The sequence below is a fragment of the Methanobrevibacter sp. genome, from assembly GCF_045112895.1.
GTDB lineage: Archaea > Methanobacteriota > Methanobacteria > Methanobacteriales > Methanobacteriaceae > Methanocatella.
Map to the genome: position 1 here is coordinate 1 of NZ_JBGUIH010000002.1, position 13894 is coordinate 13894.

18 protein-coding genes are annotated in these 13894 nt (G+C 35.3%); 5 read left to right on the forward strand and 13 right to left on the reverse strand.

The annotated features are described in order from the left end of the window. Positions 1 to 245: 245 nt before the first annotated feature. The 6 genes from ACJMLD_RS00090 to ACJMLD_RS00115 form a co-directional block, all read right to left on the reverse strand. Positions 246 to 833, reverse strand: coding sequence for a DUF998 domain-containing protein (locus ACJMLD_RS00090; protein WP_405266789.1), 588 nt, complete (start codon positions 831 to 833; stop codon positions 246 to 248). 3 nt (positions 834 to 836) lie between these two features. After that, positions 837 to 1757: an SAP domain-containing protein gene (locus tag ACJMLD_RS00095; RefSeq protein WP_405266791.1), complete on the reverse strand. Its 921-nt coding sequence runs from the start codon at positions 1755 to 1757 to the stop codon at positions 837 to 839. Then, positions 1750 to 2865, reverse strand: a complete 1116-nt coding sequence (locus tag ACJMLD_RS00100; RefSeq protein WP_405266793.1) for a low temperature requirement protein A — start codon at positions 2863 to 2865, stop codon at positions 1750 to 1752. Before ACJMLD_RS00100 ends, ACJMLD_RS00095 begins: the two co-directional genes overlap by 8 nt. Positions 2866 to 2899: 34 nt before the next feature. Further along, positions 2900 to 3157, reverse strand: a complete 258-nt coding sequence (locus ACJMLD_RS00105) for a hypothetical protein (RefSeq protein WP_405266794.1) — start codon at positions 3155 to 3157, stop codon at positions 2900 to 2902. Next, positions 3135 to 3947, reverse strand: coding sequence for a hypothetical protein (locus ACJMLD_RS00110; protein ID WP_405266796.1), 813 nt, complete (start codon positions 3945 to 3947; stop codon positions 3135 to 3137). Before ACJMLD_RS00110 ends, ACJMLD_RS00105 begins: the two co-directional genes overlap by 23 nt. 190 nt (positions 3948 to 4137) lie before the next feature. Further along, positions 4138 to 4395: a hypothetical protein gene (locus ACJMLD_RS00115; protein ID WP_405266798.1), complete on the reverse strand. Its 258-nt coding sequence runs from the start codon at positions 4393 to 4395 to the stop codon at positions 4138 to 4140. A gap of 51 nt (positions 4396 to 4446) precedes the next feature. Between ACJMLD_RS00115 and ACJMLD_RS00120 the strand changes: the two genes are divergently transcribed. Next, on the forward strand, positions 4447 to 4614 hold the full coding sequence (locus ACJMLD_RS00120; RefSeq protein WP_405266800.1) for a hypothetical protein: 168 nt from the start codon (positions 4447 to 4449) through the stop codon (positions 4612 to 4614). Here the strand turns inward: ACJMLD_RS00120 and ACJMLD_RS00125 are convergent. Beyond that, the gene (locus ACJMLD_RS00125; RefSeq protein WP_405266802.1) at positions 4609 to 4935 is read right to left on the reverse strand and encodes a hypothetical protein; all 327 of its coding nucleotides are present in this window, start codon (positions 4933 to 4935) and stop codon (positions 4609 to 4611) included. The genes ACJMLD_RS00120 and ACJMLD_RS00125 overlap by 6 nt on opposite strands. Before the next feature lie 160 nt (positions 4936 to 5095). Here ACJMLD_RS00125 and ACJMLD_RS00130 point away from each other — a divergent pair, with 160 nt between their 5' ends. The 3 genes from ACJMLD_RS00130 (at position 5096) to ACJMLD_RS00140 (ending at position 7607) form a co-directional block, all read left to right on the forward strand. After that, a complete protein-coding gene (locus ACJMLD_RS00130) occupies positions 5096 to 5548 on the forward strand; it encodes a MarR family winged helix-turn-helix transcriptional regulator (RefSeq protein WP_405266804.1) in 453 nt (150 codons plus the stop codon). A gap of 14 nt (positions 5549 to 5562) precedes the next feature. Continuing rightward, positions 5563 to 6927: an MATE family efflux transporter gene (locus ACJMLD_RS00135; protein ID WP_405266806.1), complete on the forward strand. Its 1365-nt coding sequence runs from the start codon at positions 5563 to 5565 to the stop codon at positions 6925 to 6927. 152 nt (positions 6928 to 7079) lie between these two features. After that, positions 7080 to 7607 (forward strand): hypothetical protein, encoded by a 528-nt coding sequence (locus ACJMLD_RS00140; RefSeq protein ID WP_405266808.1) that lies wholly within the window; start codon positions 7080 to 7082, stop codon positions 7605 to 7607. On the opposite strand, the gene ACJMLD_RS00145 is transcribed toward ACJMLD_RS00140, so the two are convergent. From ACJMLD_RS00145 to ACJMLD_RS00155, 3 genes are read right to left on the reverse strand one after another with little or no spacing between them, the layout of a single operon-like run. Continuing rightward, positions 7608 to 8624 carry a ribitol-5-phosphate dehydrogenase gene (locus ACJMLD_RS00145; protein ID WP_405266810.1) on the reverse strand — a complete coding sequence of 339 codons (1017 nt, stop codon included), beginning with the start codon at positions 8622 to 8624 and terminating at the stop codon, positions 7608 to 7610. It lies immediately after the preceding gene. Next, complete coding sequence (locus ACJMLD_RS00150; RefSeq protein ID WP_405266812.1) at positions 8617 to 9327, reverse strand: 2-C-methyl-D-erythritol 4-phosphate cytidylyltransferase; 711 nt, start codon at positions 9325 to 9327, stop codon at positions 8617 to 8619. Before ACJMLD_RS00150 ends, ACJMLD_RS00145 begins: the two co-directional genes overlap by 8 nt. Next, complete coding sequence (locus ACJMLD_RS00155; RefSeq protein WP_405266814.1) at positions 9328 to 9921, reverse strand: class I SAM-dependent methyltransferase; 594 nt, start codon at positions 9919 to 9921, stop codon at positions 9328 to 9330. It abuts the gene before it with no gap. Positions 9922 to 10089: 168 nt separating this feature from the next. Here ACJMLD_RS00155 and ACJMLD_RS00160 point away from each other — a divergent pair, with 168 nt between their 5' ends. After that, on the forward strand, positions 10090 to 11274 hold the full coding sequence (locus ACJMLD_RS00160; protein WP_405266815.1) for a coenzyme F420-0:L-glutamate ligase: 1185 nt from the start codon (positions 10090 to 10092) through the stop codon (positions 11272 to 11274). 89 nt (positions 11275 to 11363) lie between these two features. Here ACJMLD_RS00160 and ACJMLD_RS00165 read toward each other — a convergent pair whose 3' ends face one another. The 3 genes from ACJMLD_RS00165 to ACJMLD_RS00175 form a co-directional block, all read right to left on the reverse strand. Then, entirely contained in the window at positions 11364 to 11966 is a 603-nt protein-coding gene (locus ACJMLD_RS00165; RefSeq protein ID WP_405266817.1) for a class I SAM-dependent methyltransferase, read from the reverse strand. 310 nt (positions 11967 to 12276) lie between these two features. Then, positions 12277 to 13500, reverse strand: a complete 1224-nt coding sequence (gene argJ, locus ACJMLD_RS00170; RefSeq protein ID WP_405266819.1) for a bifunctional ornithine acetyltransferase/N-acetylglutamate synthase — start codon at positions 13498 to 13500, stop codon at positions 12277 to 12279. An 18-nt stretch (positions 13501 to 13518) separates the two neighbouring features. Next, complete coding sequence (locus tag ACJMLD_RS00175; RefSeq protein ID WP_405266821.1) at positions 13519 to 13887, reverse strand: hypothetical protein; 369 nt, start codon at positions 13885 to 13887, stop codon at positions 13519 to 13521. Between the last annotated feature and the right edge of the window lie 7 nt (positions 13888 to 13894).

Consider the following 13894-nt stretch of genomic DNA (forward strand, 5'->3'; position numbering starts at 1 on the left):
AAAATTTAGTGAAAATTCATCAAAATTTAGTGAATTTTACTAGACATTTCAAAAAAAATAGGGTGGGAGAAGTTATTGAACTCCTCACCAAATGGCGAATATCAAGGATGATTCATGAAATTTATCTAAAAAATAATTTATAAGAAAAAAATCATAATCTCGTTTGAATTTGAACCCACATTCCATGTTACAAATTCTTTTTCCAATGTATGACTGTCAAGAATTTCAGCTGATTTAATCTAAAATTAATTTCCAAGAAGATAAACTCCGGTTAAAAAACTCCAGATTATCATTGTGTATACAGACAGCCTTTCAAAGACTGGCATGTATCCAATTTCCATATTGAAAAACATTATCCAAAATACGATTAAGCCGACTACGCCTAAGGCCAACGTTAATTTTTGATAAGTTCCAAAGTTCTCCATTGACCTTGAAACAACAATTAAGAGAATATTTCCTCCCAAAATCGCCATTGTGGCACCCAGCATATGATATCCAAGGGTAAATGGATTTCCTCCATGAATCAGACCAACGATGATAACCCCAATGCCTGTTATAAACGTTAAAATATAAAAAAGAGTCTTATTTTTAACGATGAAATCTTTAAGCTTGTAAAAATTGCCGAAAATAAGTGCCAAACCAATCAAGATAAAGGCGGAATTCATCAGCCAAAACAACGGCGAATTTCCATTGGGAATTCCGAGTTCGGAAATGGTATGGAAAACGTAAGTATCAAAAAGGGAAGCATTGAAGAAAGCTGCGGAAATAGCTTCAGCTATAATGTAGTAGAGACTTCCAACTATAAATACTGTTCCTGCAACTTTACGCTTCATAATCTAAATTCCGAATTTTTTGTCAAAGTATTTTTCCCTTAACTCGAAGTTAAGCACTTCAATATCTGCACCATCCATTGCCCTTTGTAAAATCTTATATGCTGTCTTTTTGGGTACAGTGGTATTCTTAATATGGGATTTGACCCAAATCCTGTCAAATCTTTTCTTTAGACTTCCAAGATCCAATTTTTCAGTTACGTTTTTCAGGTTTACTACATTTGCATAGTCTACAATATTATAAGTTGCATAGCTTTGTGCATCCAATACTATTGGGTTCAGTCCTAAAATGAAACGCTGCAAATCATAGTCCAGGAATGAATCGTAGTCCCCGACATATGCAAATACATGGGCCTTTGCGGAAAGCGCATCGATAAAGATTAAAAACTGATTTGCCATCAATGCCTTTGAGATGATTTCATCACAGAAATTGTGTGCGGTCTGAATCATGTCTTCAGATGAATTGTTGACATACTGTTCATAATCATCAAAGCGGAACATTGCAATAGCAAACATGTAAAGGTCAATCCATTGATTTTCAACAAGGAACTGTTTTGCCTTATCGGTCAGTTCCAAATCATAGGATTCATCATCATTAGCGGATTTCTTTGAATCGTCGGTCAATACTGGCAGGACTCTTTCAACCAACTCCTGCTTTTTGCCTGAAACTTTCAATCCATTCTCCCTTAAAATGTCTTTCAACTGTGCAACAGTGTATTTTTTGGATATCTCATCGGCAGTCAACTCTTCACTGTCTGAACCGATGCCAAATTCCCCCTCAAGATATCCTTCATCAACCAAATACTCAATGCAGTCCTGTGCAGACGGGAAAGTTCCGAAAGTTCCTTCCTTTAAAATATCTTCAAGATCATAGCCTCTATTTAAAAAACTCAAAACATTAAAAATCTCTAATTTTTGTTCACTCACTTAAACACCTTTTATATTTCATTAGCAATACTGTAAAATTGCCTAATGTTATAATTAAGCTTCCGATTAAGAAAGCATATAAATTTGAAATGAATACCAAAATAACAGTTATTCCAATCATTGTAACTATTATCATTTGTATAATATCTTTTTTAGTTAATTTAATATTTTTCCTATAATATTCCTTATTTGCCATTATCGAAATGTAGAAAATAATCAATGAGATTATCATTAGTGAACCTGCAAACAGATGATTTACTGCACCGGAGTGGATTAGTTCCAAGGCGACAGTTACAAGATTGATGCTGATAATTATGAAGTAATGGCTGAACATCAATCTCAATGAGCGCTCAACACGATTATGCTGCATCAAACGATGAATCTGAATAACGTATGAACCGAACATTGTTATTACGATTAGAAATACAAAAATAGGAACCATATTGAAGCTTGCCGTATCAAAGAAATGTGTCAAGCCAACAACCGCTTCGCCAAAGGTAATGATTGTTAGGAGTTCAAATCTTTCAACAAGATGCGGAAAGTTAATGATGTTCTTATTGAAATTGCCCCTGAGGAAAAACGGTAGGAATGCACCGGTCAAGATAGCCAGAACATTAATCCAGATAACATAATCCGTGAAATTGAAAATGGATGACAAAATGGCTATTGCATAGATTGAACAGACCACGGCCAAGATTGTTATTGAATTTCCTGCAGCCCCTTTTAGGGAGTTCTCCTTTTTTGCCTGAATCGAATACAAAACGACGACTGTCAAAAGGATTATCAGCATTGAAATATCAAATGCAAAATAGAATCTGGCCCAATCAAGGGAAATGGTATTCGCCATGTAGATAACTGCAATCATATTTACGCAAGCCAGAACATAATCATACCATTTCCACTGGCCATACCTATTGACATAATTGGTGAAGTAAAGCCATGCCTGCAATATGACAAAGCAAGTAATCAAATAAGCAAAAAGGTTATACTGAGGGATTATCCCATTAATTGGTTCGTTTATAAGTCCGGTCAACTGAGATATTGCATATACAAAAATCAAATCATAGAATAGTTCGATTAGCTGAACCGGCTTTTTAGTTATTTCCATATCAATTCCACAATTTTTCAATAGGTCATCAATGTTAAAACATCAGCTGCTTTTCAACCATTTCCATTATGGGCTTAACCTCATCGGACAAGTTGATTTCAGTGATGTTTTTTGGAGACCTTCTTTTAGAGGCATAATAAGCCTGTGCAAAACTCATGCTAATGAAAGAAACACCTTCAAAATCTATGATAAACTCAGATTCATTAATCCGATTAATCTTATCAAATAAATCTGTTGCCGACTTATTGAAATCCAAAGATGAGTTAATTTCATCCTTTATCTTGATTATCATAGTTTACACCATTATACTTATAATAATTTAATTTTTGAGGTTCGAGCAGATTATAGATATTCTGAATTTCATATTTGTTTAACATAACTGCAACTAATGTCCCATTAAACTTATGTTCGTCATCCAATAAATAATAGGTGTAATTTTCACCAAAAATGTGTAATGTTCCCTTTCTAGAAACGATTAAAATCTCACCACAATTTCCTTCACCAATTAATCTAACGATTGTTCTCAAGCCGTTTCCTCTTTCAAAAAATTCGTCTGAAACAGTTGAAAATGTGCCAATAGCTTGTTCAATGGCATGGCAATCATCATGAAAATCAACATTGCATCTTTCAAACAGACCCGGAATCGATAGCCCATCATCAACCATGCAAATTTCTAATTTTTCATAATGAGGATGCAATTTAGAATAGATGTAACTCTGAAGATTATTATTTTCAAAACGTGCATGATCATAAACATTATTCGCTAACTCGGAAATTATGTGCCTTAATGCAAAATAACTTCCATATCGAGAATCTAAATTTTCCATGTAATTTGTAATGAAATCTAATTCCTCACTTTCTGTTCTGGATTCTGGAAGATTGGAAAACATTATATCTTTCTTAAGAATATTATTTAGATACTCATATGCGCTTTTACCATTAAATTTCAAATCTTTATTTTTGCATCTGCACAACAATGGAAGCGTAGTTGTTGGATTCAGCTTTAAATTTCTCAAATCAATTTCATTACCTTCAGTTTTTTCATTAACAATTTCTTCAAATTCCTTGTAATTATCAAACAAGTTTTTAAGTGTTATATTAACACCACCACATATTTAATAATTAACTGGAATGAAAAAATCCGGACCTTAACATAACAGTTAACAAAACTAATTTGGACTGAAAAGTATTTAAAACAAGCAGTTATTAATTAGAACAATTTTACGAAACCAAAACAATATTTTAAAGTGAATACAATTAAAAAAAAAAGAATTAAGGATTGCATGCCTCATCGGCAGCACCCATCACAACGCTGATTTCATCGGAAATGTTGATTTCTGATATCCTCTTTTCGGATTGGTATTTTGAATTGTAGTATGCCTGTGCAAAATTCATAGTGATGAATGTAACATCCTTAAAATCAAGTATAAAGTCATCTTTTGGTATCTTATTTAGAATATCTATCAATTCCACTGCAATTTCGCTTGTTTCCAAATGTGTGCCGAATTCGGCTCCAATATTAATAAGCATATTTACACCTACAATAATATTTAAAATTCATTATTAATATAATTAGATTATATGAAAACCTGTCCAAAATGCAATAGGGAACTGAAAAGGGTATTTCATGGCGAACCGACAGACGAACTTGCAATAGAATCTATAGAAAATGAAATTATTATCGGAAACTGCTGTGAAAGCGATTATAATTACTATTGCGAGTACTGCGACGAATTTTTCCAATTATAACCCCAACAGGTCCTTGTCGGGATTTGCATGTTTGAAGAGATTAATCTTAACATCCCTTTTCCATGTGAATTTCAAAAGACCGGCATGAACTAATTTTAATTCATCATCAGAAAAGCCGTCCAGATAATAGATTTTTCCCCTATGGCCTACATTCATCATGAATCTGATTAGATGCCTATATACAAATACTGCATGGGGCTTGTAAACGACAATATCATCGGTAATGTACTCAATCAATGTTTCCAACTCAAAAACATCGGGCGTAATAACCTCAACATTGCAATTTGGAAATTTCTCAGAAATTATGGCTTCATAATCCACAATATCACCTACTATTAACTATGGCAACAACAGATATAAAACTATTTTAAGATAATTGTTTATCGATGAACAGTTTCTCAGGAAACATTTATATGCTATTTATTACAGAATTAATTTCAGATATCAAATTATATCAAAATGATTAGTTGCTAGTGAAAACATGACTCAAGAAAACAGTAATATCGATAAATTTGATTCAATGCCTTTTATTGCATTAATTCATCATATATCCAGAAATAAACTAAAATACTCAATGAAAAATCCGAATCACATGGATATGGTTCATGAAGGCCGCTATCTGATGGAGATACATAAAAGGAAGAATTTATCTCAGGACGATCTTGCAAATATTTTCGGCCAAAGCAAAGGAACAATAGCTAAAGCATTAAGAAAATTAGAAGACAAGGAATATGTCGAAAGAGAGATTGATGAAAACAATAGAAGGAAATACATTTTAAATACAACAGAAAAAGGAGAGGAACTGGCTATTTTACTAACAAAAGATTTGGAAGACTGGGAGAAAACCGTTGGAATCGACAAATTGGATGAAAAAACAAAAAGTCAGTTAAGAAAGATAGCTAGAAAAAGCGAAGAGATACTTAATGATAATTAAAGATGGGATTCAACATGGCAAACAAAAACGTGGAGTTAATGAGAGGAGAACCTGAAAAGGCTGTAAAGAAATTGGCTATACCAATCATGATATCAATGATTCTGACCGCTTTATACAATATCGTTGACGGAATTTGGGTGGCCGGGCTCGGTCCGACAGCCATTGCAGGAATCGGATTTGTAACACCTATTTTCATGGTGTTGAACGGAGCAAGCGTTGGGCTTGGAAACGGTGCGACAAGCAGCATTTCAAGGTTTATTGGAGCGAAAAATAAGGAGATGGCAACAAAGTCAGCGACACAGGCTTTGTTCATTTTTTTAATAGCCTCAATCGTATTGACAATTATTTTCATCATAATACAAAGGCCATTGCTTGAAAGCTATGGTGCAACAGGACAAACATTAAATGAGGCTGTGGCCTATGCAACACCTTTATTTTTAGGTTTAATCGCTTTGATGTTTGGAAATGGCTGCAGCGGAATCCTTCGTGGCGAAGGCGATATGAAACGTGCAATGTATGTTGTAATCGCCACAGTCATTTTGAATGCTTCACTGGATCCTATATTCATCTACACATTCGGTTTGGGTTCAGCAGGCGCATCACTTGCAACAGTCGTCAGCTCCGCCATTGCGGCAATAATAATCCTATACTGGATTCTAATTAAAAAGGACACATATATTGACGTTACTCTCAAGAACTTTAAATTCGACTCAAAATTGACAAAGGACATTCTTAAGGTTGGAATTCCATCAGCGCTGGACATGCTGATTATGGCAATTGCAATGTCAATCTATTTAATTGTTATTTCAATGGTCGGAGGAGATTACGGAATAGCAACATTCACTTCCGGCCAAAGGCTATACCTGTTTGCAATAATGCCTTTAACCGCAATCGGATCTGCCGTTATTGCAGTATCCGGAAGTGCATACGGTGCCCGAAACGGCGATTATCTATCCAGAACACATATGTACGGCGTCAAATTCGGTCTGGCATTAGGGACTGCAATTACATTAATTCTGATAATATTTGCAACCCCATTGGCTACAATATTTGCATACACCCCTGAAACCGCAAATCTGGTTCCGGGAATTGCCGAATATCTCCAATTGGTCTGCCCATGTTTGATTCTGACAGGTATCGGAATACCTTCAAGCTTTTTATATCAGGGAATTGGAAAGGGAATGTACAGCCTAATGTTCACCATCTTAAGAGAAATCCTGTTTGTCGTTCCTTTAATCTATCTATTCGTATTCATCTTCCATTGGGACCTTGTAGGTATTTGGTTGGGCTTATGTATCGGAAGAGCAATAGCCAGTGTCATCAACTACCTCTTTGCAAGATACGAAATCAGAAGGACAAGAGAGAAATTCGGAAATTAAGAGTTTTTTTAACTCTTAAACCCTTTTTTTATTTTTGATTGAAATCATTTTTGATTTAACCTTGTTAAATTGCTTTAATTAATTACTTACTAATTTATTAATCTTAAAATAAAATATAACCAATACAGATTAAAATTTGTAAAGGTTAAACTATGAACGAACAAGATTTTAAGATAAGAACAGAAATCATACGAGAAACATTTAATGACACAAGAAAGATAAAATGCATTACGCCTGAAGAAGACAGAAAGTTAGGTGAGGACATCTACCCCGGTGGAGATATATTTACAACTGAAGATGGCGAATTCATTGACCTTGAATTTCAGATTGTCGATTTTACAATAGACGAGCTCGTCAAATACGTGGAATTTGCAGAAGAGCTATATGAAAAGCACCACCAGCATGTCTCCATATACCTGCTATGCCCCGATCTTGTCAACGTATGTGTAAGGGAAGGTGAAATCAAATCCAAAGCCGATTTCACAATCAAACTGGCATGCGTCGAGCAAAATCTGGCGCAGATAACATTGGACATTATAAAAAACAAGCTAAAAAAGGAAGGATTTCTCGACAAGGAAGATCTGGACATCCTGGAAATGCTCCCCATAGTATGTAAAAGAGATGAGAGAAATTATTTCAGAAGAGAGTATTTGAAAATTATGAATGGATTTGATTATTAGTTATTTATTCCATTTTAGAATAGTTTTGCCAAAGATAGAAATATAATCTTTGTCAAATGCCTCTTTCAAGTCATTCAGAGAGTTTATTTCACATACGTTGGTAACCAATTTTTCCAAATATTCAAACAGTTTTGGGTTTTGTTTGAGAGTTTCAACAACTCCGACAAAATCTTCCCTTTCAGACCGGCTGTTTCCCTGAATGGTCAGTCCCTTTTCCAAAACCATCCTGGTGTTAACAGGTACCGGATATTCGCTGACTCCAAACAAGTTGATTGTTCCTTGCGGATTAATAAGATCAATTATCTGTTCAATGGCCGATTGCGATGCACTTGAACCCACACATTCGAATGCATGGTCTATTCTTAAATCATCAGGCACCATATGAATCTGATAAGTCTCATCGGCAAATGAAAACAGGTTTAGATTATCCAAATGCTTTCCAAACACGACAACCTTAGACTCAGGGAACTTCTCTTTTAAAAGTAATGCTGTAATGAAACCCACATTTCCATCTCCCCAAACGCCCAATGCGTCCTTTGGAGTGATGGCCAATTCATCAAACCTGGAGATTCCCTGATATGCTACTGAAATCAATTCAATGAATGCCGCAACATGAGGATTGAACTCATCAGGAATTTTGACAACCCTATCAGATTCCAGTTTAATCAGATCGGATGTGAATCCGTCAAAACCGCTTCCCCTAAACTTGGAACTATAAGAATAGTTTGGCCTGCAGACATCATCTTCCACTGGAGTGTTTGGAATCATCACAACCATATCACCGGATTTATATTCTCCGGAATCATCAAAGACAACTTCCCCAATCCCTTCATGAATCAAAGCCATCGGCAATTTTTTTTCTAAAATTTCGGCCGGACGTGATCCCTGATAGTATCTTTGGTCCGCCTGACAGATTGAAAGATAGCTTGGCCTTACTATAACTCCATCCAATTCGATTTCATCAATGGCCTCCTCAAAGAATTTTGGGGACTTTAACCTGTAAACAATGTTAATCATGAATATCCTCTAGTATTGTATTTGCTAATTTCAAGTCATAAGGGTATGTAATCTTAATATTTGTCACTTCCCCCTTCACTAGATGTACATCTTCGTCCTTAAGTGTGAATATTTTGCATGCATCTGTAAGTATATTGGATTCTTCTTCCGTTAAACTGTTGATTAAGTTGAAAAGTTTTTTTATATTGAAGCTCTGTGGCGTTTGGCCTTGGTAATAATAATCCCTTACAGGGATGCTTTCAATAGTCTCGCCATTGATGCTTTCAACGATTGTATCGGTAGCCGGAACTACAGTATCGCAGGCACCATACTTTCTTGCAACATCAATATTGTCCTCGATAATCCTATGGGTTACGAATGGGCGCACTGAGTCATGAGTAAGGATTATGGAATCATCATCAATTCCGAAATTTTCATCAATATAATTAATACTATTCATTATAGTATCGTTTCTAGTTTCTCCACCTTCAATTACAATAATGTCCTCCTTATTCGGAATATGCATCTCAATCAGGTGATTAGTATGATTGATATAGTTTTGAGGTGTTAAAACAATAATCTTGTCAATCTTTTCATTGATTGCAAATTTCTCGATAGTGTGGACAATAACGGGCTTATCCCCTAAAGTCAAAAATTGTTTTGGGATGTCTGTACCGCCCATCCTTGATCCGATTCCTCCTGCCAAAATTGCTGCAAAAATCATTTACATTTGCTCCTTTTCAAATATTATTATGTAATGGGACCTTTTGCCGTCTTCGTCCGGACCCATCTCTTCATTTAAGTAAGTCAATTTAAAGTTAAATTTAGTGAAAATCTCTTCCAATTCTATTGGAGAGCATTTGATTTCAATTGGCGGGCCGACTGACCATTCAATTGGATTGAAATCGACTATGGCAAACTTGCCGCCGACTTTCAATAGTTTTGACATTTCGCCAATGACTTGCCCCATATTTTCGGATGCCTTGAATCCATGAACCACGTTAACCATCAAGATTACATCAACAGACCCGTCTTCAACGCCAGGAATCCTTTCGCCGACATCCGCTTCAATGGCTATTAAATTATCAATATTGTTTTTTTCAGCATAATCCTTCAGGTTTTCAATGCAAGGGCTGTAAACATCAACCGCGTAGGCCTTTCCATCAGGGATGAATTCCTCCAAAGCCCTGACTGCAATGTGGCCGTCACCACATCCCGCATCCATAAAGGTTTCATTTCCTGCAAAACCCAACTGTTTTAAAATATCATCAGTTTCAAAGAATTTTATGCTAGATTTGGCATGATGCTTATGTTCCAATGAAATCACCTATAGTTATCTAGATAATAATTTTTAAAAAATAGTATATAATAATTTTCAGAAAAGTCATGAATCTTAAACATATATATAATTAAAAAAATATAAAATAAATGGGTTATTGGGAATTTATTCCAATAGCAGACTTATGGTAATTAGGAGTAATAAAAAATGAGATGTGTTGGTACTGTCGTACGTGGAATAAGAACACCGATTATTAAGGAAAACGATGATTTGGCAACAATAGTTGTGGATTCACTTATGGCCGCAAAAGAAAGTGAAGGATTCGAATTCAAAGACAAGGACATCGTTGCAATTACAGAAGCGGTTGTCGGTATTTCAGAAGGAAACTATGTGACCGTGGATGATGTCGCACAAGATGTGCAAAACAAATTCCCATCTAAAAATATTGGAGTGACAAATCCTATCTTAAGCAGAAACAGATTCTCCATTATATTGAAAGGTATTGCAAGGGGAATGGATAAGATAACACTTTTAACATCTTTCCCTTCAGATGAAGTGGGAAACGGCATTTTAGATGAAGATATTTTGGAAAAAAGCGAATATAACCTAGGAAGCGTCATCACTGAAGAAGAATACAATGAAACCTTCGGTTCATGGAAACATCCATTTACCGGAATCAACATGATTGACTTCTACAGGGAACTGATTGAAAGCGAAGACTGTGAAGTTGAATTTGTCTTCTCCAACGATGTGAAAACAATTCTTGATTATAATAATGACGTTTTGACCTGTGATATCCATACCAGAGAAAAAACCACAAAATTCCTTAAAGAGGAAGGCGCCAATGTTTACGGATTACATCAAATTCTAGTTGAACCTATTGGAGATTCAGGTTTTAACCCTGACTACGGATTGCTCGGTTCTAACAAGGCAACAGAAGAAAAATTGAAATTATTCCCAAAAACCGGAGATGCATTAGTTAGAGAAGTTCAAAAAAGATTGATTGACATTACCGGCAAACAAATAGAAGTGATGGTCTACGGTGATGGGGCATTCAAAGATCCTGTCGGAAAGATTTGGGAACTTGCAGATCCTGTTGTTTCACCAGCACATACCGATGGACTTGTAGGATATCCAAACGAAATCAAATTGAAATATGTTTCCGATAATAAATTCGCTGATTTGAAAGGCGATGAATTGAAAGAAGCTATTAAAGAAGAAATCAAACAGAAAGATGAAGACTTGACTGGACAAATGATTACCGAAGGAACAACACCAAGAGTATTGACTGATTTAATCGGTTCATTATGCGACTTGACAAGCGGTTCCGGAGATAAGGGAACACCAGTTGTATTCATCCAAGGATATTTCGATAATTTATCACACGATTAAATATCGAAAACCTTACTTTTTTTATTTTTAAATTTTATTATTGCAAAAAAAGAAATAAATGGGAATTTAATCCCCTCTAATCTAAACGACTATTCTTTTTGAAATACGATAAAGTAGTGAGATTTGCCTTCAGGAATATCCTCGCCAATCTCTTCATTCAAATAAGTCATTTTAAGACCATGATTATTGAATAGTTCTTCCAAATCGCTTGGAGAACTTCTCATTTTAGTCGGAGGCCCATTAGGTACATCCCAAGCCTTATAATCCATAATAGCTATTTTACCGTCTTGTTTGATTATTCTTTTAAGCTCCAAAACTGCTTCATCCAGTTTTCTTGATGCTTTAAATCCATGGAATACATTAACCATCAAAACAACATCAATCGAATCGTCCTCCACACCGGGAATTCCTTCAGTGATGTCGGCTTCAACATTAATCAGATTGTCAACATTGTTCTCTTGCTTATATGTTTCCATATCCTCTATTGACGCATCATAAACATCCACTGCATAAACAGTTCCCCTGTGATTGTAATCTTCCAGGACTTTGATTGCAATGTGGCCATCACCGCATCCTGCATCCATAAAAACTTCATCACCGCTGAGATCCAATTCGGCTAAAATCTCATCGGAATCTAAAAAATAAGCACTTGAAAATCCATGAGCTCTGTGTCCATTTTCAGGCATCATCATTTTATCACCTAAATAATAATCTTTAAAAAATAGTATTTAATAATTTTCAATATGATGATGATTTCACAACAGTTTAAAAATAGGTATGATTAATAAAAAAAGTTATAAGAGGATTATTTTTTCCAGGTTTGTTTAACTCCTCTTCCTCTTTTACTACCAGGTTTGGTATAACTTCTTTTTTGTCTGGTTCTTCTGTTAGTTCCTTTAACTTTTGCCATGATTTTCCCTCCTTACAATTGATAATAAAAATAAATTAGAATTATATATATAACAAAAAAATATTTGTTTTTAATATATTTAAAGGTTTTCTTTAAGTGGTATATTCTGCATTGATTTTGACATAATCGTAAGTTAAATCACAACCCCATGCAGTAGCTTCACCTTCACCTAAATGCATATCAATATTCACAATAACATTTTTAGACTGCATTATCTTTTCGGCCCTTTCAAGATAAGGAGTATCTTCAAATGCTAAGATTTCCCCTTTTCTGACCAGATCCACTTCATCTGCATCACTTGCAACGGATATTGTTACAATATCGGGATTCAAATCACAACCGGAGTATCCGATTGCAGAAACTATCCTTCCCCAATTAGGATCGCCGCCAAATACTGCAGATTTAAAAAGACTGGAAGAGATGATGGATTTAGCGGCCAATTTCGCATCTTCAAAATCTTTAGCCCCATAAACATTTGCTTCAATGAATTTTGTTGCCCCTTCACCATCACGAGCCATTTTTTTAGCCAAGTCAATGCAAAGATAATTAAGGGCTTCCTGGAAATTGGAATCCAATTTACCGTCTTTGACAACATCAACGCCTGATGCTCCATTCGCCATCATAAGGCAGGTGTCATTTGTACTTTCATCACCGTCAACGACAATCATGTTAAAGCTAATGTCGGCGGCTTTTTTTAATGCCTTATTGATTTCATCAGATGGGATAACGGCATCACTAACAATAAATGACAGCATTGTTCCCATGTTCGGCGCAATCATTCCGCTTCCTTTTGTAATTCCTGCAATCTTAACAACTTCACCTGTTGTTAAAGTAACTTCAACTGCACATTCTTTTGGAAATGTATCGGTTGTCATTATGGCTTTTGCAGCGGCAAGGGAATTTTCTGGATTGTTGCCTAATTTGGAAAGGGAATCATATGCCACTTTGGAAATAATGTCAATTGGCATTTCACGGCCAATGACCCCTGTTGAAGAAATGGCAATTTCATCTGAAGGAATATCCAAATCCTTAGATACCAGATCAACCAAAGTTTCACAATCCTTTAAACCCTGTTGACCTGTAAAGCAATTTGCATTGCCACTATTTACAAAAACAGCTGAAATAATGCCTTTTTTAAGTACATTTTTTGTATATTTGACTGGAGCCGCAACTACCTTATTTGAAGTAAAGACAGCTGACGCAGTACTATTCGGTGAAAGAATTATAGATACTCCATATTTGCCTTCACGTGATCCAGATACTTTAAGATTTTCAATGACAGAAAATCCACCCTCTAATTCTTTAATAAAATCCATAAAAATCACTAAAATTTATTAATATGATGGTTCGACCGTTACATTCAGTTTTGTTAATGTATCATTGCTGTTGAAATCGACATTATCCAAATTACTGTCATAATAAACCGGCTCTGTTTCATTAAGACCTGTAGTCATTTCCTCTGTAACATTTATCCAATGAGGACCATCACTACTGCCATTATCAAAAGATAAAGAGATTCCGATTCCTGCACCAATAACAAATGCAACTAAAGCTAGAATCACCAAAAAAACTGTGCGTCCACTACGTTTATGTTTATTCCCAGCATTCCTAGTGGGTTTCATTCTTTTTTGTCTTCTTGAAGTTTTTTGACGATTGTCTCTTGGAGAAACCAAAACTCTTTTATCATCTTTTTTTCGTCTCATTTTAATA

Bases quoted from the DNA above. Each gene is read 5' to 3' on its own strand.
- ACJMLD_RS00165 (WP_405266817.1), bottom strand. From the start codon at position 11,966: ATGATGATGCCTGAAAATGGACACAGAGCTCATGGATTTTCAAGTGCT.
- ACJMLD_RS00145 (WP_405266810.1), bottom strand. From the start codon at position 8,624: ATGATTAACATTGTTTACAGGTTAAAGTCCCCAAAATTCTTTGAGGAG.
- ACJMLD_RS00120 (WP_405266800.1), top strand. From the start codon at position 4,447: ATGAAAACCTGTCCAAAATGCAATAGGGAACTGAAAAGGGTATTTCAT.
- ACJMLD_RS00140 (WP_405266808.1), top strand. From the start codon at position 7,080: ATGAACGAACAAGATTTTAAGATAAGAACAGAAATCATACGAGAAACA.
- argJ (WP_405266819.1), bottom strand. From the start codon at position 13,500: ATGGATTTTATTAAAGAATTAGAGGGTGGATTTTCTGTCATTGAAAAT.
- ACJMLD_RS00105 (WP_405266794.1), bottom strand. From the start codon at position 3,157: ATGATAATCAAGATAAAGGATGAAATTAACTCATCTTTGGATTTCAAT.
- ACJMLD_RS00175 (WP_405266821.1), bottom strand. From the start codon at position 13,887: ATGAGACGAAAAAAAGATGATAAAAGAGTTTTGGTTTCTCCAAGAGAC.
- ACJMLD_RS00090 (WP_405266789.1), bottom strand. From the start codon at position 833: ATGAAGCGTAAAGTTGCAGGAACAGTATTTATAGTTGGAAGTCTCTAC.
- ACJMLD_RS00160 (WP_405266815.1), top strand. From the start codon at position 10,090: ATGAGATGTGTTGGTACTGTCGTACGTGGAATAAGAACACCGATTATT.
- ACJMLD_RS00115 (WP_405266798.1), bottom strand. From the start codon at position 4,395: ATGCTTATTAATATTGGAGCCGAATTCGGCACACATTTGGAAACAAGC.
- ACJMLD_RS00130 (WP_405266804.1), top strand. From the start codon at position 5,096: ATGACTCAAGAAAACAGTAATATCGATAAATTTGATTCAATGCCTTTT.
- ACJMLD_RS00150 (WP_405266812.1), bottom strand. From the start codon at position 9,327: ATGATTTTTGCAGCAATTTTGGCAGGAGGAATCGGATCAAGGATGGGC.
- ACJMLD_RS00100 (WP_405266793.1), bottom strand. From the start codon at position 2,865: ATGGAAATAACTAAAAAGCCGGTTCAGCTAATCGAACTATTCTATGAT.
- ACJMLD_RS00135 (WP_405266806.1), top strand. From the start codon at position 5,563: ATGGCAAACAAAAACGTGGAGTTAATGAGAGGAGAACCTGAAAAGGCT.